18 protein-coding genes and 1 pseudogene are annotated in these 22,861 nt (G+C 38.7%); 11 read left to right on the top strand and 8 right to left on the bottom strand.

From position 1 onward, the window contains the following. The 3 genes from JMN12_RS04980 to JMN12_RS04970 form a co-directional block, all read right to left on the bottom strand. Positions 1-468: a hypothetical protein gene (locus tag JMN12_RS04980; RefSeq protein WP_096087914.1), complete on the bottom strand. Its 468-nt coding sequence runs from the start codon at positions 466-468 to the stop codon at positions 1-3. Between the two features lie 293 nt (positions 469-761). Next, positions 762-1,499 (bottom strand): LytR/AlgR family response regulator transcription factor, encoded by a 738-nt coding sequence (locus JMN12_RS04975; protein ID WP_203137632.1) that lies wholly within the window; start codon positions 1,497-1,499, stop codon positions 762-764. 5 nt (positions 1,500-1,504) lie between these two features. Beyond that, entirely contained in the window at positions 1,505-3,364 is a 1,860-nt protein-coding gene (locus JMN12_RS04970; protein WP_203137629.1) for a sensor histidine kinase, read from the bottom strand. Between the two features lie 269 nt (positions 3,365-3,633). On the opposite strand from JMN12_RS04970, the gene JMN12_RS04965 reads away from it, so the two are divergent. After that, positions 3,634-4,377 (top strand): murein L,D-transpeptidase catalytic domain family protein, encoded by a 744-nt coding sequence (locus JMN12_RS04965; RefSeq protein ID WP_088594906.1) that lies wholly within the window; start codon positions 3,634-3,636, stop codon positions 4,375-4,377. 107 nt (positions 4,378-4,484) lie between these two features. Here JMN12_RS04965 and hemA read toward each other — a convergent pair whose 3' ends face one another. After that, positions 4,485-5,735 (bottom strand): glutamyl-tRNA reductase, encoded by a 1,251-nt coding sequence (hemA, locus tag JMN12_RS04960; protein ID WP_198473727.1) that lies wholly within the window; start codon positions 5,733-5,735, stop codon positions 4,485-4,487. 151 nt (positions 5,736-5,886) lie between these two features. Further along, a complete protein-coding gene (locus JMN12_RS04955) occupies positions 5,887-6,801 on the bottom strand; it encodes a dimethylarginine dimethylaminohydrolase family protein (RefSeq protein WP_203137618.1) in 915 nt (304 codons plus the stop codon). A gap of 193 nt (positions 6,802-6,994) precedes the next feature. Between JMN12_RS04955 and JMN12_RS04950 the strand changes: the two genes are divergently transcribed. The 4 genes from JMN12_RS04950 to JMN12_RS04935 all read left to right on the top strand — a co-directional run bounded on the left by JMN12_RS04950 (position 6,995) and on the right by JMN12_RS04935 (position 11,711). Further along, entirely contained in the window at positions 6,995-8,341 is a 1,347-nt protein-coding gene (locus JMN12_RS04950) for a cytochrome ubiquinol oxidase subunit I (protein WP_203137616.1), read from the top strand. Positions 8,342-8,353: 12 nt separating this feature from the next. Beyond that, on the top strand, positions 8,354-9,388 hold the full coding sequence (gene cydB / locus JMN12_RS04945; RefSeq protein WP_203137614.1) for a cytochrome d ubiquinol oxidase subunit II: 1,035 nt from the start codon (positions 8,354-8,356) through the stop codon (positions 9,386-9,388). Positions 9,389-9,506: 118 nt separating this feature from the next. Beyond that, entirely contained in the window at positions 9,507-10,148 is a 642-nt protein-coding gene (locus JMN12_RS04940; protein ID WP_034555601.1) for a LolA family protein, read from the top strand. Positions 10,149-10,184: 36 nt separating this feature from the next. After that, positions 10,185-11,711: an LptF/LptG family permease gene (locus tag JMN12_RS04935; protein WP_203137612.1), complete on the top strand. Its 1,527-nt coding sequence runs from the start codon at positions 10,185-10,187 to the stop codon at positions 11,709-11,711. Positions 11,712-11,795: 84 nt separating this feature from the next. Here JMN12_RS04935 and fmt read toward each other — a convergent pair whose 3' ends face one another. Further along, positions 11,796-12,722 carry a methionyl-tRNA formyltransferase gene (gene fmt / locus JMN12_RS04930; RefSeq protein WP_203137610.1) on the bottom strand — a complete coding sequence of 309 codons (927 nt, stop codon included), beginning with the start codon at positions 12,720-12,722 and terminating at the stop codon, positions 11,796-11,798. 453 nt (positions 12,723-13,175) lie between these two features. On the opposite strand from fmt, the pseudogene rplU reads away from it, so the two are divergent. From rplU to xerD, 4 genes and pseudogenes are all read left to right on the top strand, one after another. Then, a pseudogene (rplU, locus tag JMN12_RS04925) lies at positions 13,176-13,481 on the top strand (50S ribosomal protein L21); the annotation flags it as partial. Positions 13,482-13,515: 34 nt separating this feature from the next. Continuing rightward, positions 13,516-13,776: a 50S ribosomal protein L27 gene (gene rpmA, locus JMN12_RS04920; protein ID WP_002679833.1), complete on the top strand. Its 261-nt coding sequence runs from the start codon at positions 13,516-13,518 to the stop codon at positions 13,774-13,776. 132 nt (positions 13,777-13,908) lie between these two features. Then, positions 13,909-14,991, top strand: coding sequence for a BT_3928 family protein (locus JMN12_RS04915; RefSeq protein ID WP_198473719.1), 1,083 nt, complete (start codon positions 13,909-13,911; stop codon positions 14,989-14,991). 10 nt (positions 14,992-15,001) lie between these two features. Further along, positions 15,002-15,913, top strand: coding sequence for a site-specific tyrosine recombinase XerD (gene xerD, locus JMN12_RS04910; RefSeq protein WP_203081904.1), 912 nt, complete (start codon positions 15,002-15,004; stop codon positions 15,911-15,913). A gap of 60 nt (positions 15,914-15,973) precedes the next feature. On the opposite strand, the gene JMN12_RS04905 is transcribed toward xerD, so the two are convergent. After that, positions 15,974-16,366: a PUR family DNA/RNA-binding protein gene (locus JMN12_RS04905; protein WP_203137608.1), complete on the bottom strand. Its 393-nt coding sequence runs from the start codon at positions 16,364-16,366 to the stop codon at positions 15,974-15,976. A 249-nt stretch (positions 16,367-16,615) separates the two neighbouring features. Between JMN12_RS04905 and JMN12_RS04900 the strand changes: the two genes are divergently transcribed. Together JMN12_RS04900 and JMN12_RS04895 are read left to right on the top strand one after the other, a co-directional pair. Further along, complete coding sequence (locus JMN12_RS04900) at positions 16,616-18,367, top strand: ABC transporter ATP-binding protein (RefSeq protein WP_203081905.1); 1,752 nt, start codon at positions 16,616-16,618, stop codon at positions 18,365-18,367. A 58-nt stretch (positions 18,368-18,425) separates the two neighbouring features. After that, positions 18,426-21,443 carry a VIT domain-containing protein gene (locus tag JMN12_RS04895; protein ID WP_203137606.1) on the top strand — a complete coding sequence of 1,006 codons (3,018 nt, stop codon included), beginning with the start codon at positions 18,426-18,428 and terminating at the stop codon, positions 21,441-21,443. Between the two features lie 97 nt (positions 21,444-21,540). On the opposite strand, the gene JMN12_RS04890 is transcribed toward JMN12_RS04895, so the two are convergent. After that, positions 21,541-22,743 carry an OmpA family protein gene (locus JMN12_RS04890; RefSeq protein WP_203137603.1) on the bottom strand — a complete coding sequence of 401 codons (1,203 nt, stop codon included), beginning with the start codon at positions 22,741-22,743 and terminating at the stop codon, positions 21,541-21,543. Positions 22,744-22,861: the final 118 nt, after the last annotated feature.

Below are 22,861 nucleotides of genomic sequence, written 5' to 3'. Positions count from 1 at the left end.
TTAATTGTTTTTCTTCCACAAGGCTGAAATGCCTACGTTTTGGTCTTTTTGTTGTACAGGGTATTTGCTGTTGATAGCGTCGAGGATATCGGTATCAAAATCTTGGTTGCTACCGTATATGGTTCTGATAATCCATTGCCCTATCCAGCCTCCTTCAGAGTAAAGCATTTTGAGCCAGCCTTTCATAGTACTGCGGTCAAAACCGAGGTAAGTATCCTCACGGCTCATATCATCGGTCATTGGAGCATATTTGGTGGTGATGAGCGTACGGTGATAAGCATTTTTGGCTACAAAAATGCGATCTTCAGCATTACCAGTTCCAAAAAATTGAGCGGCTGCACTACCTTTTTTGAGAAATTTTACCTCATACTTGTTACCGAGCTTTTCTTTTAATAGCTCAAATAAGTCTTCTAAAGATACTTTTCCTTCGAGAAAAGTAATGGTGATGTTCTTGTCTAAGAGTCCCATAGATATTACTTTTTTTAATTTTTTGTTATTTGTTTATAAATTTCACGCGGCAAAGTTAAGAATTTACCCCCCCCCATTTGTTAAAGCAAAGTTAAATTTTTGTTAAACTTTTATTTTTAAAGATTTATAGATAAGGGTTAGCCTCAAAATCTATAAAGGAAGAGAAATTGAAAAAGGAGATATTTCTTGAGGCAAAAGTATGGGATATATAGTTACAAAAAGAAAAATTTCAATATTCGCGGAAGTTGGGTAAATAAGTGCGGAAGAAGTTTGACAATTTGCTGATTTGCCAATTAGTTTTTCAACAAAAAATCTTGTACATATTCGCGTTTGCGGTCAGATACGGGGAGCGTATGACCGGTAGTAAGTTCTAAGAGTCCATCTTTGTAGTACTTCTTTATATAGGTGCTATTCACTAAATACGACTGGTGGCAACGCACAAATTGAGTTTCGGGCAACAGCGATTCGTATTCTTTTAGCACTTTACTCACTACAATTTGCTGTTTATCGGCGAGGTAGAAGGTAGTATAACCTTTATCACTTTGGCAATACACAATATCTTGTACGGGCACTATTTGTATGCAATCAGCTGTTTTGAGGGCGAGTTTGGTCACTTCTTTCTTTTCGGTGTAATACTGCATTGCCAATTGCATTTGGTGTTGATTGAACTTGTATTGCTCTTGTTTTTGGTAACAGCGCAATAGGGTATCGTTTAGAGTAGTTTTGTCTATGGGTTTTAACAGATAGGCAAAAGCGCCTAAATTTAGGGCTTCCATAGCAAACTGATTGAAAGCGGTGATAAAGACAATCTGCAAACTATCAGTTTTTATCCGTGAAAAAAGTGTAAAACTATTGCCATCGGCAAGCTGAATATCCGAAAGGATGAGTTCAGGTTGCAAAACAGGAATTTCTTTTTCAGCTTTAGCAATTTCGGAAGCATAGCCTACAATTTGCACAAACGGAAGTGCCTCAACTAAGGAGATGAGGTACTTTAAAATATTTGTTTCGTCTTCTAAAATATAAACTTTCATATCAGTTAAGAGGGGATTACAGGTATTACAATTGTTACTCGGTATCCCGTTTCGGGAGGGGACAAGGGGGCAGCTTCAAAATAAGCATTGCCTTTTTGTTGGGTATTAAACAAAAGGTCTAAACGCTCTTGTGTAATCAGTTTAGAAAGCGATTTTTTATGAGGGTTAAATACCCCTTTGCCATTGCCATTATCAATAAGGATAAGATGCAGTTTGTTATCTTTTTCTTCTATAGTGAGTGTGAGTATTCCTTGGTAGTTGATATTTTTAAAGCCGTGTTCAATAGCATTTTCTACAAAAGGCTGAATGAGCATAGGCGGAATCAAGTAGGCTTCGGTATCCAAATCGGTTTCCACGTGAAAAGTAAAACGATTCTCATATCGCATTTGCTGAAGTTTTACATAAATTTCAATAGCTTCTATTTCCTCTTGTAAGGTGATAGTCTCTTCGCGGTTTAACTCCAATTGTTTTCTAATAAATTGAGAGAAAGCTACGAGATAACTATTGGCGCGTTCAGTTTGCTGGTCGCCGATAAGTCCTTGCAGGTTAGCGATTGCATTGTATATAAAATGCGGATTTAGTTGTAGTTGTCGGGTTTGTTGTTCCAAGAGCAATTGTTTGTTTTCAGCTTGGAGTTGTTTATTTTTAGCTTTCAACAGCCTACGGTTGTAAAAGAGATAGAACAACACTAAAATTATCCCCAGAAAGAATACAATAGCTATAATAAGGAACTTCTGTTGAGAAATTCTCTTTTCACTCAGCTCATTATCCATTTTCAGTGCTTTGATTTGCAGGTCTTTTTTCTCGGTTTGGAACTGAGTGAGTAATTCGTTGTTTTTATCGGCTTGTATGGATTTTTCGCGAGCTGCAAATAGGGTGAGTACAGTATCGAGTGCGTAGTAAGCATTGCGGTAATCACCTTTCTTTTTATAAGCCTCGTTGAGAGCGCGATAGTAGTTAAAACTGTTTGCGGGGTCGGCACCGATAGCGCGATTCATTGCAATTGCCTCGCGCGAGTAGTAGATAGCCGAATCGTACTGTTTGTTTTGCAGAAAGGTACGCGACATATTGAGAAGCAACTGAGGGGAAAGGTTATGGCGTTTTTTTGCCACTTGAAAACTCTGTTGCATTATCGCCAGCGACTGTGCGTTTTTGCCTGTGAGTTTGTAGTATTCGGCTTCAAACTGACGCAAGCGATTGAGAGCTTCGGGCTCGTTCATTTTTTTGGCTAAAGGAGCTGCTAATGCGTAGTATTTTTCAAAATCATTTATGTTTTTCTCGCTGAGGGCAATCATACAACAGATATCGTAATACCGTTGTCGCACGCGGGGGTGCTGCTTGTAAGGGTGGTGGTCTATATACTGTTGTACGTATTTTTTGCTTTCGGTATAGTTGCCAAAACTCAGTGCATTTAGGTAAGCATACTTAGCCAACTCGTCGTATAATCTGTATACATTCCTGCAATGATGTTGTTCTGCTATTTGAGTTTGTTGCAAGAGTGCTTTTACTGTTTGGTGAGGCGCTAACGATTTGTACTCGTTTTTTGCCTGCAAGCTTTCCACAAAGTGCAAAACTGCCAATTCATATTGATTATCTTTCAGTTGTACTGCATTTAAAGCATAAGCAATACTATCTTTTTTCTTTTCGGCTTTTAGTAAGCGCTCTTTGGTAAGCCAATAAGCAGGAGAGTTACCCCGCTGCTGAGATGAAAATGTTTCAGCTATAAATTGTTTGATTGTAGTGGGTTGTTGGTTTTCTTTCACCGTATCAAGCGACATTATAAAGCGCACTATTTCGGCATCTGCTTTTTGGGCTAAAGCAGTGCTAAAACAAAAGGAGAAAAGAGCGATAAGCAGTATGCGCATAAAGTTGTTATTTTCAATCAGAAAGCAAAAGTAGTAATAATTTGCCAATTTACCAATTTGCCAATTTGCTAATTAGATTGGTATAATTCTTGCACCGTAGAGACAACTTCCTCTTATAAATGCTTGTAAAACCTACCACAAACCAGCTTACAACGTTAAATAATTGTTAAATTTGTGTGTAAATATACACAATATGAGAAAAATGTACTACTTTTGCGCCCAGCAATGATTTCTTAGTATTATTTAAAAAAAACACCCTTAACAACACTATGAACAAAAAGTACTTTTTTTTATTTCTTATCTTTGTTTTGAGTACATTTTTGTACTTTGCTAAAGCACAAACATACCTAAGTAAAGAACGCCAATTAGCTTTAAAGAAAGCAGAACTAAACATCAAGGATTTATACAGCGAGCTCAACGCTGCCCAATATGATCTCAGTTTTGAGGCTTTTCGCTATGCTTATATAGGCTATCAATCACTTAAAAAACAACACCGCTTAAACGATAAAGAACTCTTCTCAATTATTGATTTCACTAAAGATTGTAATTCTAAACGCTTTTATACCATTGATTTAGAAAAAATGAAAATCGTTTACTACACTTATGTAGCGCACGGTAAGAAAAGCGGCGAACGCTTGGCTACTTCTTTCTCGGATGTAGTGGAATCTAACAAAAGCAGCATTGGTTTTTATATCACTGGAGAAACTTATGAAGGTAGCAACGGTTATAGCCTAATGCTCTACGGTGATGAAAAAGGTTACAACAGCAATTTAGCAAAACGCGCTGTAGTAATTCACACTGCCGATTATGCTAACGAAAGCTATATCGCTCGCAACGGACGTATGGGTAGAAGTTTGGGTTGCCCTGTGTTGCCTCCTAACATCTACAAGCAAGTAATTAACACCATTAAAGATAAAACAATGATTTTTGCTTACTACAACGACGCTAAATACTTAAAAACTTCTAAATACTTAAATGTTTTAAAACTTATAGAAGACGACTCAGTGTTCTAAAAATTTAAAGATGAATTTTGAAAAAACATTTGAACCTAAAAAGAGAGGCTACCTAAATATAGGTAGCCTCTCTTGTTTATAATTCGCTATTATGTATATTTTCAATATTAAGCACTCACTTCTAATTGGAAGACTTCTTGTAACCAAGTGATACTTTCGTCGATAGACGATGTGTCCTTTAGGTGATTTACAAACTGAGTGGTAATTTTTTGAATAATGCGATTGCTAATGAGTTCAGCTTGTTCCTCGTTGAAATCGCTAATCTTCTTGCGATGAAAGTCCATTTCAGCATTTTTAAGACTTTCGAGTTTGGTTTTCAACGCTTTGATAGTAGGTGCAAATTTGCGATTGTCTACCCATTGAAAAAACTCTCCTTTTACCTCTTCTATAATTGCCAAAGCTTGTGGAATAGCTTCTTTACGGCGTTCTAAGGCTTCATCTTTGCGTTTAGAAAGTTCATCCATATGCAAAAGGGTTACATTAGGAAGTTGCGCAACCTCTTCCGCTACATTTTTAGGAATAGAAAGGTCTAAAATGAGGATAGGTTTATTGGGGTTGATAAATTTTTTATGTACAGTAGGGGTAGCTGCTCCTGTAGCAACTACAAGTACATCGGCTTTGCTAATTTCGGTTTGCAAATCGGCAAAATCTCTCACTACTACATTAAATTTCCCTGCTACCTGCTCAGCTTTTTCACGTGTGCGGTTGATAAGGGTAATATGCTTGTTTTGAGTATGTTTAATAAGGTTTTCGCAAGTGTTTCGCCCTATCTTGCCTACTCCAAAGAGGAGAATATTTTTTTGTGATACTTCAGGCACATTTTGCATAATGTACTGTACCGCTGTGAACGACACTGAAGCCGCCCCCGAAGATAAGGCTGTTTCATTTTTAATGCGTTTGCTGGCATTGATCACACAGTTCATCAACCGCTCTAAGAAAGCATTTGCCAATCCTTTGTCTCGTGAGAGCGCAAAGGCTTGTTTCATCTGCCCTATAATTTCAAAATCACCTAATATTTGGCTATCTAAACCTGTACCCACTCTAAAAAGGTGTTCTACTGCTTCTTTGTTTTTGTTTACATAGCCTACTTTTTGGAAATCGTCTACCGAGCCTTTGGCATATTTACATAATAATTGAATGAGTTGAAAGGGGTGTTCGGCATAGCCATAGAGTTCTGTGCGGTTACAAGTAGAAATAAGTAAAAACTCCTCAAAGCCTTCTTCTTTAGCTTGAGTGAGTAATTGGTCTTTATTTTCAGGGGTAAGACTAAACATCCCACGTATAGTTGCATCTGCTTTTTGGTAACTAAGCCCAATGCAGTAGAAAGATTTGTTCTTAGATATAGAATGTTGTGTCATAGCTTGTTAGTGATTGATACTACTGATAGCTGTGTTTTGCAGGGGCAAAAATAAGAAGTTCGCTGTAAATAACACAAGATACAGCGAACTTTTATCATTAAAATACCTAAATATATAAGCAGTCTAAATAATTAGCTAATTTGCCAATTTGCTAATTTCGGTAAAGAGGTAGTGTAGAGCATCGCAACAATCCTTCTTGTTTGGCTATTTCGGCATAAGGGATTTCTTCAACAGTGAAGCCTTGTGAGCGCAACCATTGGTTTAGGCGGGTGAAATTCTTTTCGGAAACTACCACTTCTGGACTGATAGAAAATATATTACTGCACATATTGTACATTTCTTCGCGCTCTATATGGAAGAGGTTTTCCTTGCCAAAGAGGTCTACTAAATACTGATAATCAGCCTCACTTCGGAAGCCTCCTTTGTAAATAATTCCTTTGTTCTTACCTACGGGCTGGAAGCAGCAATCAAGGTGGAGAGCATTATCGCGTGCTTCAGTTTTTGATTTCAGCAAATCGAACTCTTTTACTTTTTTATGAGGGAAGAGCTGTTGGATAAAGGCTACACCAGCCATATTGGTACGAGCAGTTACTTGTTCTTTATAATCAGCGCCTTTATAAGTACCAATGAAAATATGATCGTTCCAAGGCATTACATCGCCCCCTTCAATATGTACATCGGCGGGAGGTGTAATCACTTTTTCAGGAGGCATTTGAGCGACAATATACTCAATTGCTTGAAATTCATCTTGCCTATCAGGCAAAATGTTCGCTTTGATAAAAGTATCTTCAATCACAAAACCAATATCTCGGGTAAATATTTGGTTGCAATTGGTGATAATTTGGGGGCGATATACTTTTACATTGTATTTTTCAAGTACTGCACTGAAAGCGTCCATTTCAGCTACCATATCCTTTTCTATAGGGTAAGTACCTGCTTTGATGTGCTCTGCCGACTTAGGGTCGTAGGCTTCTTCGAGTTTAGGAGTAGGTCCATTGCTGGTAGCCGTGCCTAAAATTACGGCTTCTAACCTATTGGTTTCGTTGGTGATGTGTAATTTTATCATACTGATATTGTCTTGTTTTGGGCAAAGATACAAATAATTTATCAATTTGCAAATTTCGTAATTTACTAATTTGCAAATTCACTAATTTAATTAGACACAATATAAATTAAAGTCATTTCTTTTACTTTTCTTTGGGAATTTCAATCACTTAGCGTATTTTTGTCGCATATTTTACTAATTAAATTACTCACGCATGGAAACAGAAATTTTAGCACGGGTGCAGTTTGCACTCACAATTGCGTTCCATTACATCTATCCGCCTTTAAGTATAGGGCTTGGACTGCTAATGGTTGTCTTTAAAGGCATCTACTTGCGCACTGGTAAAAAAGAATACGACACGCTCGCCCGCTTCTGGACGCGCATCTTCTCACTTACCTTTGGCTTAGGAGTCGCTACAGGGATTGTGATGGAATTTGAATTTGGCACTAACTGGGCTACCTATTCGCGCTATGTAGGTGATATTTTTGGTAGTGCCTTGGCTGCTGAAGGTGTTTTTGCCTTCGCCCTTGAAAGTACCTGTCTTGGTATTGTACTTTTCGGCTGGAACAAAGTGAAACCTAAATGGCATTTCTTGGCTACCCTTGGGGTGTTCTTAGGCTCTATGTGTTCTGCTATTTGGATTGTGATTGCCAACAGCTGGCAACAAACCCCCGCAGGTTATGTAATTGCAGGTGAAGGTTTGCAAGCTAAAGCTGTCATTACCGATTTTTGGGCGATGGTGTTCAACCCCTCAAGCGTAGACCGTATATGGCACGTGTGGCAAGGAGCTTTCTTGGCTGGTATCTTCTTGGTATTGAGCGTTCACGCTTGGTATTTACTCAAAGGTCGCCACGTTGAAATCTCTAAAAAAGCCTTTAAAGTGACCCTTATCATTGCTACTGTTGTGTGCTTGTTGCAATTGGTTTCAGGACACAGCTCAGCTGATGGTGTAGCTAAAAACCAGCCCGAGAAATTAGCCGCTATGGAAGGACATTTCCAAACAGGTCCTGCCGATCTCTATCTCTTTGGTTGGGTGGATAAACAAAACGAGGTAACTCACGGAGTGAAAATCCCTAACGGACTTTCATATATGATTCATTACGACACAGCAGCTCCTATAACAGGTCTTGACCAATATCCAGTAGAAGACCGCCCTGGGCAGGTGAACGCTGTATTCCAATTCTATCATATAATGGTAGCTATTGGTATGTTCCTCATCGCACTCACCCTCTATGCTTCTTTCCTATTGTGGAGAGGCAAATTGTATGACAAACGCTGGCTTTTACACATTTTTGTATGGAGCGTACTCTTGCCACAAATAGGCAATCAAGTAGGTTGGTTTGCAGCCGAAATGGGTCGCCAGCCTTGGATAGTGTACAAACTCTTGCGCACCAGCGATGCGTTATCTAAATCGGTATCGGCGAACCAAATACTCTTCGCAATTATCTTATTTACCGTTATTTATATCATCCTCTTCGCTCTATTCATCTACTTGATGAACAAGAAAATTGTTCACGGTATTGATGAACACGAAACTCAAGAACAATTACAAACAGCATAACATTATACAGATATGGAAACATTTTTAGGAATCGACTACCCTACGTGGTGGTTCATCATTATAGGATTTTTGATTACAGGCTATGCTATTTTAGACGGCTTTGACTTCGGCGCGGGAGCGTGGCATTTGTTCTTCGACAAGAAAAAAGAACGCCGCGTAGCTCTGAATGCTATCGGACCAGTATGGGACGGTAATGAGGCGTGGTTAGTAATTGGGGGAGCAGGCATTTTCGCTGGTTTTCCACTAATGTATGCCGAATTGTTTTCGGCTATGAATACGCCTTTTATGCTATTCCTCACTTTTATTATCTTTAGAGCAGTAGCCATTGAGGTACGCGGCAAAGAGGACAGCGACCGTTGGCGCAATACTTGGGATACCGTATATAGCGTGTGCAGCATTGTATTGCCTGTGCTCTTAGGCGTTGTGATTGCCAACGTATTACAAGGATTACCGTTAAACGAGAACTTTCAGTACACCGGAGGAGCGCTCTTTACTTTCCTTACTCCTTATGCACTGCTTGTAGGTGTAATGACTTTGTTGCTCTTTATGGTACACGGAGGTTTGTATTTACTCATCAAAACTCACGGTGATATGCACCACCGCATCGAGAAACGCATCAATTATGCTTATCTCGCTTTTGTGGTAGTGTTCACAGCTGTAGCGATTTACAGTATGCTCACACCGCATTTGGCTGAGAACATCGCCAATAGTACCGCGCTAAAAGTATTCCCTACCCTATTGCTCCTCAGCATCTTGAGCATAGCATTCTTTATGAAGAAAAAGGACTATAAAAAGGCTTTTGTAGGCACAATACTCACTATTGCTTTCTTTATGGTAGTAGCCGCACTCAACTTGCACCCTACTTTCTTGAGAACTACTTTAGAAACAGGCAATAGCATCACGGTTTACAACGCTGCTGCTTCTCAAAAATCATTAGAGATTATGCTCACTATCACAGCGATAGGTGCACCTCTATTGCTTATCTACACTTATTTTGCTTACAAAGTATTCTGGGGCAAAGTAGAGATTGACGAAAATAGTTATTAATTAACAATTGATAAAACAATCAACAAAAGCCAAATAGCAAAAAGGCTATTTGGCTTTTACTTTGATTGGCACGAAAATTGCTTGTAATCTTGAACTAAAATCATTAAAAACGCTGAAAATGAAAAGAATACTATTGGTTATTATCGCTCTGTGCAGCGTAACCATACAAGCCCAACAGGTTGATAAAGCTAAAAAACTATTAGATGAAGTATATGCTAAAATGGTGGCTTACAACAATATCTATATAGATTTTAAATACAACCTCGATAATATTGCTGAAAATATCAATCAGGAAACTAAAGGTAATGTAACTATTGCCAAAGATAAGTATGTGTTAAACTATTTAGGAGCTACTAAAATGTACGACGGCAGTAAAACTTATACTATTGTTCCTGAAAACGAAGAAATTACCATAGAAAAAAAAGCTTCCGACGACAGTACCATTACTCCCTCTAAAATGCTTACCTTCTACAAAAAAGGCTATAAGTACAAATGGGATATACAACAAAATGTACGTGGTCGCAAAATTCAATACGTAGAATTGAAACCTCAAAAAGCTAATAGCGAGGTAAAACAAATCCTATTAGGTATTGATATTCAAACCAAACACATCTACAACCTTATTGAAATAGGCAAAAACGGCACAAGAACAACTATTACAGTAAATACTTTCAAAACCAATCAGCCGTTATCAGCTAATATTTTCAAGTTTGACCGCGAAAAATATAAAAAAGACGGTTACACTATCACCGAAATGTAGTTAGTCGTTAGTTCGTTAGTCGTCAGCTTTAGTTGTATGAAAATCATAGATCGCTATATCATTGTTCAGTTCCTCAAAAATTTCCTCGGGGCACTCTCTATCCTCATTCTCATCTTTGTATTCCACACTATTTTTACATACATCGATGAGCTGGCAGGACGTGGATTGGAACTTTGGATTATCTTTAAATTCCTCTTCTATTTCATCCCACAACTCATCCCTATCATTATGCCGCTGGCAGTAGTAATTGCTTCAATTATGACCTTTGGTTCTTTTGCCGAAAGTTATGAGTTCGCTGCGATGAAAGCCTCAGGTATTTCACTGATGCGTGTAATGCGACCACTGATTATCTTAATGGCATTGTTGAGTATAGGCACTTTCTTCTTAGCTAACAATGTGATTCCGGTAGCCTATCGCGAGGTGTATACCCTCAGGTCGAACATCGCCAAAGTAAAACCTGCAATGGCTATAGCCGAAGGGGTATTCTCTAATATAGGAGAAGATATCAGTATTAAAGTAGGTAAAAAAAGTGGTGATAACGACCAATTTTTAGAGAGTGTGCTCATTCACAAAAAAACACCCGATAGAGTGAACCGCACGGTTATCAATGCTAAACGCGGTGAATTGAAAAGTGCTAAATCTAATCCTAACTTCCTACAACTCATCTTAGAAGACGGTACTTATTACGAAGATATCAAAACTAATACCTACGAAACACAACAAAAAATGCCTTTTGCCAAAGTGCATTTCAAAAAATACGTAATCAATCTCGACCTTTCTCACCTAAACAATGTAGATTTTAACGAAAAAACCGATGCTACTACCTATAAAATGATGAATGTAGGTCAGTTGAATTACGCAATCGACTCGCTTCAATCTGATTTCAAACAAAACATCACCGATTACGGAAATAATATGTTTCGCCGTACGGGCTTTAGCACTGCCCCTCCTCCCCCACCAATACCTACTGATAGTTTGCCACAAAAGAAAAAAGCAGCAGCACCTATAGAGGTAAAATCGGTGGCGCAATTGCTAAAAATGCTCAACAACGGTGAGCAACAACGAGTGCTTGAGATGGCAATGAACAACAACCAAGCACAGTTAGACAATGTTGAGTTTCGCCAGAGCGACCTTGAATATCGCTACAAACTGATGAACTTGCACATAATGAACCTCAGTGATAAGTTTGCACTCACCATAGCTTGCTTTGTACTCTTTTTTGTAGCAGCACCTTTAGGCGCTTTTATCCGTAAAGGCGGTATAGGTTTACCCTTAGTTTTTGCGATGATTTTGTTCTTATCCTATTATTTTATAGGAATGTTTATGAAGAATATAGCCGAGAACAACACTATCAATCCTGCTTTAGCCCCATGGATTCCCGCTTTGATATTAATGCCTTTGGGCGTATATCTCACCGCAAGAGTCGCTACCGACAAAGAAGTATTCCACTTTCCTCTCACTCACAAGCTGATTGTATGGACGAAGGATAAAATTAAAAAAGTAAAAGGTAATAAGGAGAAAGTAATTAAATCTCCCCAACCTACTAAACTGAATAATGAATAAAATGATTGTAAAAGAATAACAAAAAAAAGACTTTGTAACATCAAAAATGCTACAAAGTCTTTTTTATAACCTATTATTCACTTTTTACTCTTCACTAAAGGAAAATCCATTGAGCAAATCGGCGGTTTTCATACGCTTTTTGGCGGGAAGCTGCAATTCTAAAAGCTGGATAAACCCATCTTTCACCGCTACGCGCAGTTGTTTCTTCTCTGTTAAAAGTTTCCCGATGGGTTCATTATGAGTTGCAGGCTCAAACACAGCATCATACACCTTGGTAGCAAGCATTTCCCCTTTGTGAGGAAACTCCGCCCAAGCAGTAGGATACGGACTCATTCCTCTAATGAGGCGCTCGATAGTCATCCCATCGTCTTCCCAATTGATTTTACAAGTCTCTTTATATATTTTAGGTGCTTCGGCAAAAGTAATCTCGTTGTTTTGCGGCTGAGTGGTACAAGTACCTGCAGCGATACTATCTACTGTTTTGAGTACCAAATCAGCCCCTTGCAACATTAGTTTATCGTGGAGTGTACCCGCCGTTTCGTGAGCATCGATAGGGGTAACAGCTTGAGCGATAATTGCACCTGTATCAATCTTTTCATCTATAAAAAAAGTAGTTACCCCCGTTTGTTTTTCACCATTGATAATCGCCCAATTGATAGGAGCAGCTCCTCGGTAGTTAGGCAAGAGTGAAGCGTGGAGGTTGAAAGTGCCATATTTAGGCAATCGCCACACCACTTCAGGCAACATACGGAAAGCTACGACTATTTGTAAATCAGGTTGAAGGGCTTTAAGTTCAGCGAGGAAATTCTCATCTTTGAGTTTCAAAGGTTGAAGTACAGGTATGCCTTTGCTTTCGGCATAGACTTTCACTGGCGACTGATGCAATTTTTGTCCGCGACCAGAAGGTTTATCAGCAACAGTTACCACGCCTACTACGTTATAATTATTTTCTACTAAGGCTTTTAGGGACGCTAAAGCAAAATCGGGCGTTCCCATAAATACAATTCTCATTTTCTTCAATTAACAATTAACAATTGACAATTAACAAAGTCTTACCTTTTATCTCTCAGCTCTCAAATACTCATTTTCTTGTTTAAGCTGTGCAATGAGTTCATCTTTGGCTTTGATAAGTTGCTCGGTAATTTCGCGCAAAAGTATAAAATTTGATGCTAATAGTAAAGTTTTTTTGAAGTAAAAGTTTTAATAGTTGTATCTAATTATATAAAGCAATAAGTATTCACAAAGGCGCAATACCCCAAAAGTATTGCGCTTTTTTGGTAGCGAGTAAAAACAACGAGCTCACAATAATATGTTCCTCAGACCAGTCGGACTAGTCGGACTGGTCTGAGTAGCCAAACAAAACTAACCCCTATTTCCTTAAAAAATCCTCAAAAAATTTTGCCACATAAAAAATAATTCGTACTTTTGCCGCCGATTTAAACAATAATTAAAAACGTTAAAGCTATGTATGCAATTGTAGAGATAGCAGGGCAACAATTTAAAGTAAGCAAAGACCAAAAAGTTTACGTGCACCGTTTGCCTAATGCAGAAGATGAAAAAGTAACTTTTTCTAACGTACTTCTCATTGATAACAACGGAGCTGTAACTGTAGGCGCCCCAGCTATAAACGGAGCTTCAGTAGAAGCTAAAGTTTTAAAACATTTGAAAGGAGACAAAGTGCTCGTATTCAAAAAGAAAAGACGTAAAGGTTACAAAGTGAAGAACGGACACCGTCAGTATCTCACCCAAATTGTAATCGAGAACATTGTTGTAAAATAATTGTTAAACTTAAAAATTAAAGAAAATGGCTCACAAGAAAGGTGTCGGTAGTTCAAAGAACGGTAGAGAATCACACTCTAAACGCTTAGGCGTTAAAATTTTCGGTGGTCAAGTTGCCATCGCTGGAAACATTATCGTTAGACAACGTGGAACTCAACACAATGCTGGCGAGAACGTGTATATTGGTAAAGACCATACTTTGCACGCTAAAATAGATGGTATCGTAAAATTCGAGAAAAAGAAAAACGATAAATCTTATGTTTCTGTTATTCCATTAGAAGCATAATTGTAAAATTTAAATTTAACTAAAAAGAGAGTTATTCATTTTATGAGTAACTCTTCTTTTTTTGTCTAAAAGATAAGAAGTTTGGCAAAGTTTTTGAGGCAAAACGAGTCAAAAAAAATCAATTATAGCAATATGAAATATCTTGTGCAACTTTGCCGTATATTAGTAGGTGTTACTTTCATCATCAGTGGGATGATAAAACTTAACGACCCTATGGGATTTTCGTTTAAATTAGAAGATTATTTCGCTCCTGGTGTACTCAATTTGTCTTTCCTCGTGCCTTATGCTTTAGCATTTGCTATCTTTGTATGCATTTTTGAGGTTGTATTGGGTGTAACTCTATTAGTAGGTTACAAAAAGAAACTCACACTGTGGCTTTTGCTCGCTATGTTAGTATTCTTCGGCTTCCTTACCTTCTATTCGGCGTATTTTAACAAGGTAACCGATTGCGGTTGTTTTGGCGATGCTATTAAATTCACTCCTTGGCAATCGTTTACTAAAGATTTAGTGCTTTTAGCACTCACTTTGGTTGTTTTCTTCGGTCAGAAATATATTCATCCGCTTACAAAAGGCAAACTGCCTTTGGTAGTAACTTGTCTCTCAGTGCTTTTCTGCATTATCTTCGTTTATTACGTGTACAACCACTTGCCAGTGAAGGACTTCCGCGTATACAAAATAGGTACTAACATCCCTAAGGGTATGGAATTACCTCCCAATGCTGTTACTTACTATTGGACTTTTAAAATAGACGGGCAAAACAAAGTGATTGAAACTAAGGATCCTTCTTTCCCTAAAATAGCGGGTGAGTACGTGAGTCTTACTTCTAAAACCGAAATGCCTCCTATCCACGATTTCTACATTCAGGATAAGGATAGAACCACCGATTATTTAGAGGAATTCATCAACAAAGACAAACTTTTGATGGTGATTTCCTACCGCCTTGACCGCGCTAACCAAGAAGCGTTTAAAGCTATTAAAACCGTTACCGATAAAGCAATGAAAAACGGTTATACAGTAATAGGTCTTACTTCACAAATGGAAAAAGCGCCTTATATCGTAAAGAAATACGAACTCAACTTCAACTTCTACTACAACGATGCCACCACGCTAAAAACGATGATTCGCTCTAACCCAGGGCTTATTACCCTCTCCAAAGGAACCATCATCGATAAAAAACACTACAACGACAGTGAAAAATTATCAATTGATAATTAACAATTAACAGGTGTGGCGTGAAACAAATATAGCTTTTCAGCATTATCTGCGACTGCAACGAGGCTTGTCGCAGAATACAGCTGTGTCGTACGGTTTGGATATCGAAAAACTCATCTGCTATTTAGAAAAATACAACATCACCGAAACACCCAACAACATCGAGGAAGACACTTTGCGGCAATTTGTATACGAAGTAGCTAAAGACTTGAATGCACGTTCGCAAGCGCGACTCATTTCGGCATTGAAGAGTTTTTTCAAATTTATGATGTACGAAAAAGGGCGTGAAGACTTCCCGATGAGCCTCATTGAAAGCCCCAAAATAGGCGTAAAACTCCCCGACACCCTTTCACTACAAGAGATAGATGCGATGCTTGCTTCTATAGATTTAAGCACCGATGAAGGTCATCGCAACAAGGCGATGATAGAGATGCTCTACGCTTGCGGGTTACGCGTATCGGAGCTTATTTCGCTCAGATTGTCCGATTTGTTTTTTGATGAAGATTTTATCAGGGTGATGGGGAAAGGCAACAAACAGCGATTGGTACCTATTGAGGCTTACACCCAAAAGCAAGTGAAGCAATATATAGACAACCAGCGCCGACAGCTAAAAATAGCCAAAGGACACGAGGATTTTGTATTCTTAAACAGAAGGGGAAAACAGCTCACACGAGCGATGATTTTCACGATTGTAAGACAAGTAGCAGAAAATATAGGGTTACAGAAGACAATTAGTCCGCATACATTTAGGCATTCGTTTGCCACCCACCTATTGGAGAATGGTGCCAACTTGCGAGCTATACAAATGATGTTAGGGCACGAGAATATTACTACTACTGAAATCTACGTACACGTAGAGAAGAGTTATTTGCGAGAAGCACTGATAAAGTACCACCCACGCCAGAAGATGAGCTTTACCCAATAGCCCATTACGTCATCACTCTATATACAATGAGTGAAGCTCCACCTTATTAGCGTTTTTTAGTTAGAGGTCTTCAAAATCAAGGCTGCGATAAGTGCCATTAGTAACACCGTTACCATTAACTCTTACGTTTTCCAATCGTTCAGCATATAGCTCTTTCTTAAAATCCTTTTGATGGCGTTCAGAAATTACTTCTTCTCCTTTTTCATCAAAAACATAAGCAGTCATTTCGTTTAAAATGTCTTTAAACAATTCAAAATCTTCTTTATAGAGATAGATTTTGTGTTTTTTGTAGTGTACAGACCCATCGTCGTGCGTAAATTTCTTACTTTCGGTAATGGTCAAGTAATAATCATTAGCGCGTGTAGCCCTCACATCAAAGAAGTAAGTGCGCCTACCCGCCCTTAGGACTTTAGAGAAGATCTCCTCATTGTCCAAAAATTCTTTTTCTTCCATTGTACATACTGTTTTAATTATTCGCGTACAAAAGTCTATAAATAGAGAATACTATGCAAGTTTTTTAGCTATTATTTTATCGTTTCAGCTATATTTTATTATAATTTTAACATATATAGTGTAAAAATAGGAGTTAAACATAAAGTTATTAAAATGTAATTTACTAATTTCTTCATTTGCTAATTTGCTAAATTCCTAATTTGTTCATTTGCTAATTGTTTTGTACTTTTGCAGCCTTAAAAGAAAACAATGTCCGAAAAAACATCACGCACTAAACATACTTTTCATCAGCTATCGCGCTTTGTAAAACCTTATCGAGGCGTATTTATAGCCGTCGCGCTCTTTGCGATACTTTCTTCTATTTTTTCAACGGCTCAGCCTTACCTCATAAAAGTAGCAATCGACGATTATATCACCCTTAAAAACTACGAAGGGCTGTTGCGCATCACCTATATATTAGTAGCCTTGCTCTGCGCCGAAGTGTTGATGCAATTCCTTTTTTCTTATTATTCTAACTGGTTAGGACAAACCGTTATACGCGATATACGCGAAAAACTCTTTGCTCACTTGTTGCGCCTAAAGATGAGATATTTCGATAAATCGTCAATTGGTGTGCTCGTAACCCGTGCGGTGAACGATATGGAACGCATTGGCGAGATTTTCAGTTCAGGACTTTTTGAGATGGCAAGTGATGTGCTCAAAATGTTAGTTATCACCATCGTAATGTTTGTAATCGATTGGAAATTAGCGCTCATCAGTTATGCTACGATGCCGCTAATTCTCTACTTCACCCGTTGGTTTCAGCGTTCTATGAATGTCGCTTTTGTAGAAGTGCGCAAAGAAGTAGCTAACCTCAATGCCTTTGTACAGGAGCGCATTTCGGGTATCAAAGTAGTACAGCTTTTTGCCCAAGAGCGCGAAGAATTAGAAAACTTCAAGAAAATCAACGAGAAACATAAGCAAGCGTGGCTCAAAACAATATGGTATAACTCTATCTTCTTTCCTATTGGCGACTTGTGCGTATCGATTACTATTGCTCTTATCGTGTGGTTTGGCGGACGACAAATCGTAGGCGACAGTGTGTACGACTTGGGGAATATCTTCTTGTTTATACAACTCTCTCAACAGCTTTTCCGTCCTATCAGGCATATCGCCGATAAGTTCAACACTTTACAGATGGGCATTATCGCTTCCGATCGTGTGTTTGCTATTTTGGAAACTAAAAACGACTCGGAAACTGAAGGACACAAGGAACTTACCGAAGTGAAAGGGGCTATAGAATTTAAAGATGTTCATTTTGAATATATAGCAGGCGAAGAAATTTTGCACGGCATCAGTTTTGAAGTCAAAGAGGGTGAAACTATTGCTATTGTAGGGGCGACAGGCGCTGGAAAAACTACGATTACCAATCTGCTGAACCGTTTTTACGACCTTAGCTCTGGTGCAATTTACATCGATGGAGTAAATATTAAGGAATACACCCTCAGTTCGTTGCGAAAACACATCGCCACTGTATTGCAAGATGTATTTTTGTTTGCCGACAGCGTGCTGAACAACATCACCCTGAAAAATCCCGCCATCAGTGAAGAGGAAGTGATTGTAGCAGCTAAGAGCATAGGCGTTCACGATTTCTTGATGAGCTTGCCTGAAGGTTATCACTACAATGTGAAAGAGCGCGGCACAATGCTTTCGGCAGGACAACGCCAGCTTATTGCTTTCTTACGTGCTTATGTACACAAACCACAGATACTCATTTTAGACGAAGCAACTTCATCAGTCGATTCTCATTCCGAACAACTCATACAAAAGGCTACCGATAAAATGACTGAAGGGCGCACTTCTATTATCATCGCTCACCGCCTTACAACAGTGAAAAAAGCCGACAAAATTATCGTGTTAGACAAGGGAAATATCGTAGAAACGGGCACACACGAGGAGTTATTGCAAATAGAGAACGGTTACTACCGCAATTTGTACGAAGTGCAGTTTTTAGACGAATAATTTTTTGGTATATTGTTTGATTTACAGCTAATAAGTTTCATCAAAACATTGTTTAGTAATGAAAATCAAACATTTTTTATCTTCAGTAGCTTTACTGCTTCCCTTTATGATCACTGCACAGAAATCGGTGGTGCCCGAGGTGAAGGTAGTAAATGAACGCAATGCCAACCCTATGGTGTTGCAAGACCTCTCCATAGACATATTGGTAATAGGGCAAACAGCCGTTACCACTATGGAAATGACCTTTTACAACCCCAACAGCCGCGTAATGGAAGGCGAATTTCAGTTTCCTCTTGCCGACGGTCAGCAGGTGTCACGCTTTGCCTTGGACATCAACGGCAAAATGCGCGAAGGGGTGGTAGTAGATAAGACCTCAGGGCGCAAAGCCTTTGAGGAAATCGTGCGCAGGGGTGTAGACCCTGGTTTGTTAGAAAAGACAGAGGGCAATAACTTCAAAGCCCGCGTGTATCCTATGCCTGCCAAAGGTACTCGCCGTGTGCTGATCGCCTTTGAACAAGAGCTACACGAGCGCGACGGACAGGATTATTACTTCTTGCCTATCACGGCTAACACCACCCTTAAAAACTTCAAAGTACGCACTGAGGTGGTATCGCGCTTTGTAAAAGCTGATATTCAAAACAGCTTGCAATTAGACTTCAAACAAGCGCGCAACAGCTATATCAGTGAGGTGAGCCAACAGAATTTTGCGCTCAACCAGAACATTGCGCTCATTTTTCCAAAAATTGAGAAACCACAAAGCATTAGTGCTACTAAAGGCAACAAAACCTATTGCTATGGCAATATCGCCTTGGCTACTGCCCAACCCAAAAATAGAGCTACTCCTAAAGAAATAGGGCTTTTATGGGATGCGTCACACTCGGCAACCAATCGCGACAGAGCAAAAGAATTTGCTTTCTTAGACGCTTATTTCAAAGCACTCAAAAATGTAAAAGTCGTTCTTAGCAGTTTCAATATTCGCACTGATAAACCCCTTACTTTTGAAGTGAAAAACGGCAATTGGCAAGCGTTGAAATCACATTTAGAAAATTTGCCTTATGACGGTGCTACCGATGGCAACGCTATCAATTTCAGTCTCAAAGCCGATGAATTACTCCTCTTTAGCGATGGCATTTTCAACTTTGGCAGTAAAGATTTTTCAGTAAACGAAGTGGTAAAACAAGCCAAAACCCCTATAACGGTAGTCAATGCTTCGGCTATTGCCAATACACCAAAAATGCAATACCTCGCCAATGCTACGGGGGGTAGCTTTATAGATTTGACTACCCTCACTACCGAGCAGGCACTAAAAGTAGCGCAGACTATACCTTTCCAACTGCTGGATATAGAAGTGAAAAATGGCAAAATAGCCAATATTTTCCCGCAGAAAGGCACAGCTATTAGCAAAGGCAATTTCACTCTTGCCGGCGAATTACAAACTAAAGAAGCAACCTTAGTACTCAGCTTTGGATACCCTAAAAATGTAATACTACAAAAAGAAATACATTTTGTAGCCAACCCCGATGCTTCGGGAAGTGAGTTTGAACTATTGCGCCGTATATGGGCAGAAAAGCAAATTGCACAATTAGAACGCGAAGGCGCTGAACAAAAGCAAATAGATGCCGTAGGGCGTGAATATGGCATTGTAACTGAAGGTAACTCACTTATCGTTTTAGAAACCGTAGAAGATTATGTGCGCTACCGCATTACACCTCCTGAAGAATTGGCTAAAGAGTACTATGCTAGACTAAACTCTCAAGCAGAAGAGAAAAAAGAGAGGAAAAAGGAAATTTTAGAAGACCTTATTGAGCAATCAAACGAGCAAACAGAATGGTGGAAAACCGTATATCCTCTAAAAGATAAAAAAACTAAAAACAAAAAGCAGCTAAATGTAGTAGTAGATGAAATAACCGACAATCGTGCTGAGATAAAAGATGAGGTTATAGCTTCTGCTGAAATAGCTAAAATGGAAGAGTCTGTACCTCAAGCTGAAGTTCAAGCTCAAGCGCGAGGAATCAGTATGAGAGGGATAAGCTCTGTTTCAGAAGATACTGACCGATCAGAACTCAATGAGGTAGTAGTAAGGGGTTACGCTCCTGTGATGAAAAGAAGTCTAACAGGCTCTGTTTCTGTTATAGCTACAAATGATGTGAGAGTTGAAAATACCCCAATGGCAAATATAGAACTCAATGCCTACAACCCCGATACTCCTTATTTAAAGGTAATGGAATACACTGAAGAAGCTAAAGCTGTAGAAACCTATTACAAACTGAAAAAAGAATACGACACAACACCTGCTTTCTATGCCGATGTAGCCGATTATTTCTTCAAAAAAGGCAATCGCGAGCAAGCTATTTTGGTAGTATCTAATTTAGCAGAACTCGGTTTAGACGACCCGCAACTGCTCAGAGTATTAGGTTATAAACTCAGTCGTTACAATGCCAAAAAAGAAGCGGTACTAGTATTCCAAAAAGTAGCAACTATACGACCAGAAGAGCCTCAATCTTTCCGTGATTTAGGCTTAGCTTTAGCCGATGATACCCAGTACAATGAAGCAGTGAAGAACCTTTATAAAGTAATTACTGAAGATTGGAACGACGATCGATTTGAAGATGTAAAGCTCATTACCCTGAACGACATCAACAGTATCGTAGCGCGTAATAAAAATGTAAAAACGAGCTATATCGACAAGCGTTTGCTCAAAAAAGAGCCCGTAGATGTGCGTGTAGTACTCTCTTGGGATACCAATGATTGCGATATGGACTTATGGGTAACCGACCCTAAAGGCGAGAAATGTTATTACCAAAACACACTCACTTATCTCGGTGGAAAAATATCAGACGACGTAACTGAAGGTTATGGTCCTGAAGAGTTTATGATAAAAAAAGCTATGAAAGGTCAATACAAAGTGCAGGTAAATTACTATGGTAGCAATTCCCAAAAGCAATTGATGCCGGTAAGCTTACGCATTACTTTCTACACCCACTACGGAACACCACAACAAAAACAACAAGAAACAACTATACGTCTCAACGATGAAAAAGATGTAATTGAAGTAGGAGCTTTTCAGGTAAAATAGATAACAAATAAACAAGAATAGATAACAAAAAAGTGGGGCTTAAAAGCCCCACTTTTTTTAGTAATTTCTATTTTTAAGTCTCAAATTATCTAAATAATTACTCAACAATATTAGCAATACTTACGCGGTTCCAATCTGGCTCGCTAAACATATCACCGATACCATTACCTTCAGCTTGGATTCTATCAGCTGAGATTTTGTAACGGTTAACTAATAGAGTTTTAACAGCTTCAGCACGAGCAGTAGCTAATTTTTTGTTTTTCTCTAAGTCACCTTCAGGAGAAGCATAACCTTTGATAACAACTTTAGCATTTCTATATTTGTTAAGGTAAGAAGCGATACGCTCTACGTTAGGCAATTGAGATGCATCAATAGTACTTTTAGCTACACGGAAAGTAACTACAGACTCTAAAGTTTTCTTGTTTTTAGTAACAACTTTCTCAACTACTTCAGGTTTTTTGTTACGAGCAGCCTCTAAATCATCTTGCAATTTTTTGATTTGTTTTTGGTCATCAGCTAATTGTTTGTTTTTGCTGTTCAACTCATCACGAAGTCTTGCTAACTCACCGCTGTTATCAGGCGCTTGAGCAGCTGTAGTGAAGTGGTGAGCACCATTGCTACCTTTGAAACGGTAAACTACACCAGCAGTTACTTGAATCATAGAGTTCAAAGTATTCAACTCATTTTGAGAAACTGATGGATTTGTGTTAACGTGTTGTACAACACCAATAGGGTTAATTCCGCGTTCAACACCATAAACAATAGCAGGGCTAATTTTAATTCCCCAAGCTTTGCTTTCACCTAAGTTGAACAATAAGTTAGAACCAAACTGAGCACTCATCCAGTTCAATTTTGCTCCATTATCAGCTTTTCTGTTGTCAGCACCTTGTGGGTACAAGTGATACCAGCCTAAACCAGCAAAACCTTCAACTTCGAAGAAACGAGGAGTTCCTTTGTAGCCAGCAAAAAGATTGCTCAAGTTTACAGTACCTACTAAACTTACATTGCTAGCATCTACAAAGTTACCATAAATTTGAGATTCGTCAAAGTTTACTGGACGTACATACGCCATACCTTCAACGCCTAAACGGAACGCTGGAGAGATTTGTTTACCAATCTCAGCTCCAAAAGTAGCACGGGTGTTTTTAAAGAAAGCTTCACGAGTAGTATCGGAGAAACCACCAAATTTTACACCTACTTGCCAGTTGTCAAAAAATTTGCTCTTACTTAGCATTTCTTGTGCGTTAGCACTTACGAAAGTTGCAACCACTGCTGCAACACTTAAAAGAGTTCTTTTCATAAAAATAACGTTTAAAAAAAACTTATTCACGATTAATATGGGGCAAATGTATAACTATTTTTTATAACTACCTCATTTTTGAGCTACAAAAACGCTCTAATCTCTTTTTTTTAACTTT

It is taken from the genome of Capnocytophaga genosp. AHN8471 (assembly GCF_016806945.1).
Classification (GTDB): Bacteria; Bacteroidota; Bacteroidia; order Flavobacteriales; family Flavobacteriaceae; genus Capnocytophaga; species Capnocytophaga periodontitidis.
The sequence above is the reverse complement of the archived record's forward strand: the minus strand, read 5'-3'. Positions and strand labels throughout refer to the sequence as shown.

Bases quoted from the DNA above. Each gene is read 5' to 3' on its own strand.
- JMN12_RS04905 (WP_203137608.1), bottom strand. From the start codon at position 16,366: ATGGAAGAAAAAGAATTTTTGGACAATGAGGAGATCTTCTCTAAAGTC.
- rpmA (WP_002679833.1), top strand. From the start codon at position 13,516: ATGGCTCACAAGAAAGGTGTCGGTAGTTCAAAGAACGGTAGAGAATCA.
- cydB (WP_203137614.1), top strand. From the start codon at position 8,354: ATGGAAACATTTTTAGGAATCGACTACCCTACGTGGTGGTTCATCATT.
- JMN12_RS04895 (WP_203137606.1), top strand. From the start codon at position 18,426: ATGAAAATCAAACATTTTTTATCTTCAGTAGCTTTACTGCTTCCCTTT.
- JMN12_RS04980 (WP_096087914.1), bottom strand. From the start codon at position 468: ATGGGACTCTTAGACAAGAACATCACCATTACTTTTCTCGAAGGAAAA.
- JMN12_RS04915 (WP_198473719.1), top strand. From the start codon at position 13,909: ATGAAATATCTTGTGCAACTTTGCCGTATATTAGTAGGTGTTACTTTC.
- JMN12_RS04950 (WP_203137616.1), top strand. From the start codon at position 6,995: ATGGAAACAGAAATTTTAGCACGGGTGCAGTTTGCACTCACAATTGCG.
- JMN12_RS04940 (WP_034555601.1), top strand. From the start codon at position 9,507: ATGAAAAGAATACTATTGGTTATTATCGCTCTGTGCAGCGTAACCATA.
- JMN12_RS04955 (WP_203137618.1), bottom strand. From the start codon at position 6,801: ATGATAAAATTACACATCACCAACGAAACCAATAGGTTAGAAGCCGTA.
- JMN12_RS04900 (WP_203081905.1), top strand. From the start codon at position 16,616: ATGTCCGAAAAAACATCACGCACTAAACATACTTTTCATCAGCTATCG.
- JMN12_RS04935 (WP_203137612.1), top strand. From the start codon at position 10,185: ATGAAAATCATAGATCGCTATATCATTGTTCAGTTCCTCAAAAATTTC.
- JMN12_RS04970 (WP_203137629.1), bottom strand. From the start codon at position 3,364: ATGCGCATACTGCTTATCGCTCTTTTCTCCTTTTGTTTTAGCACTGCT.
- JMN12_RS04965 (WP_088594906.1), top strand. From the start codon at position 3,634: ATGAACAAAAAGTACTTTTTTTTATTTCTTATCTTTGTTTTGAGTACA.
- JMN12_RS04975 (WP_203137632.1), bottom strand. From the start codon at position 1,499: ATGAAAGTTTATATTTTAGAAGACGAAACAAATATTTTAAAGTACCTC.
- JMN12_RS04890 (WP_203137603.1), bottom strand. From the start codon at position 22,743: ATGAAAAGAACTCTTTTAAGTGTTGCAGCAGTGGTTGCAACTTTCGTA.
- hemA (WP_198473727.1), bottom strand. From the start codon at position 5,735: ATGACACAACATTCTATATCTAAGAACAAATCTTTCTACTGCATTGGG.
- fmt (WP_203137610.1), bottom strand. From the start codon at position 12,722: ATGAGAATTGTATTTATGGGAACGCCCGATTTTGCTTTAGCGTCCCTA.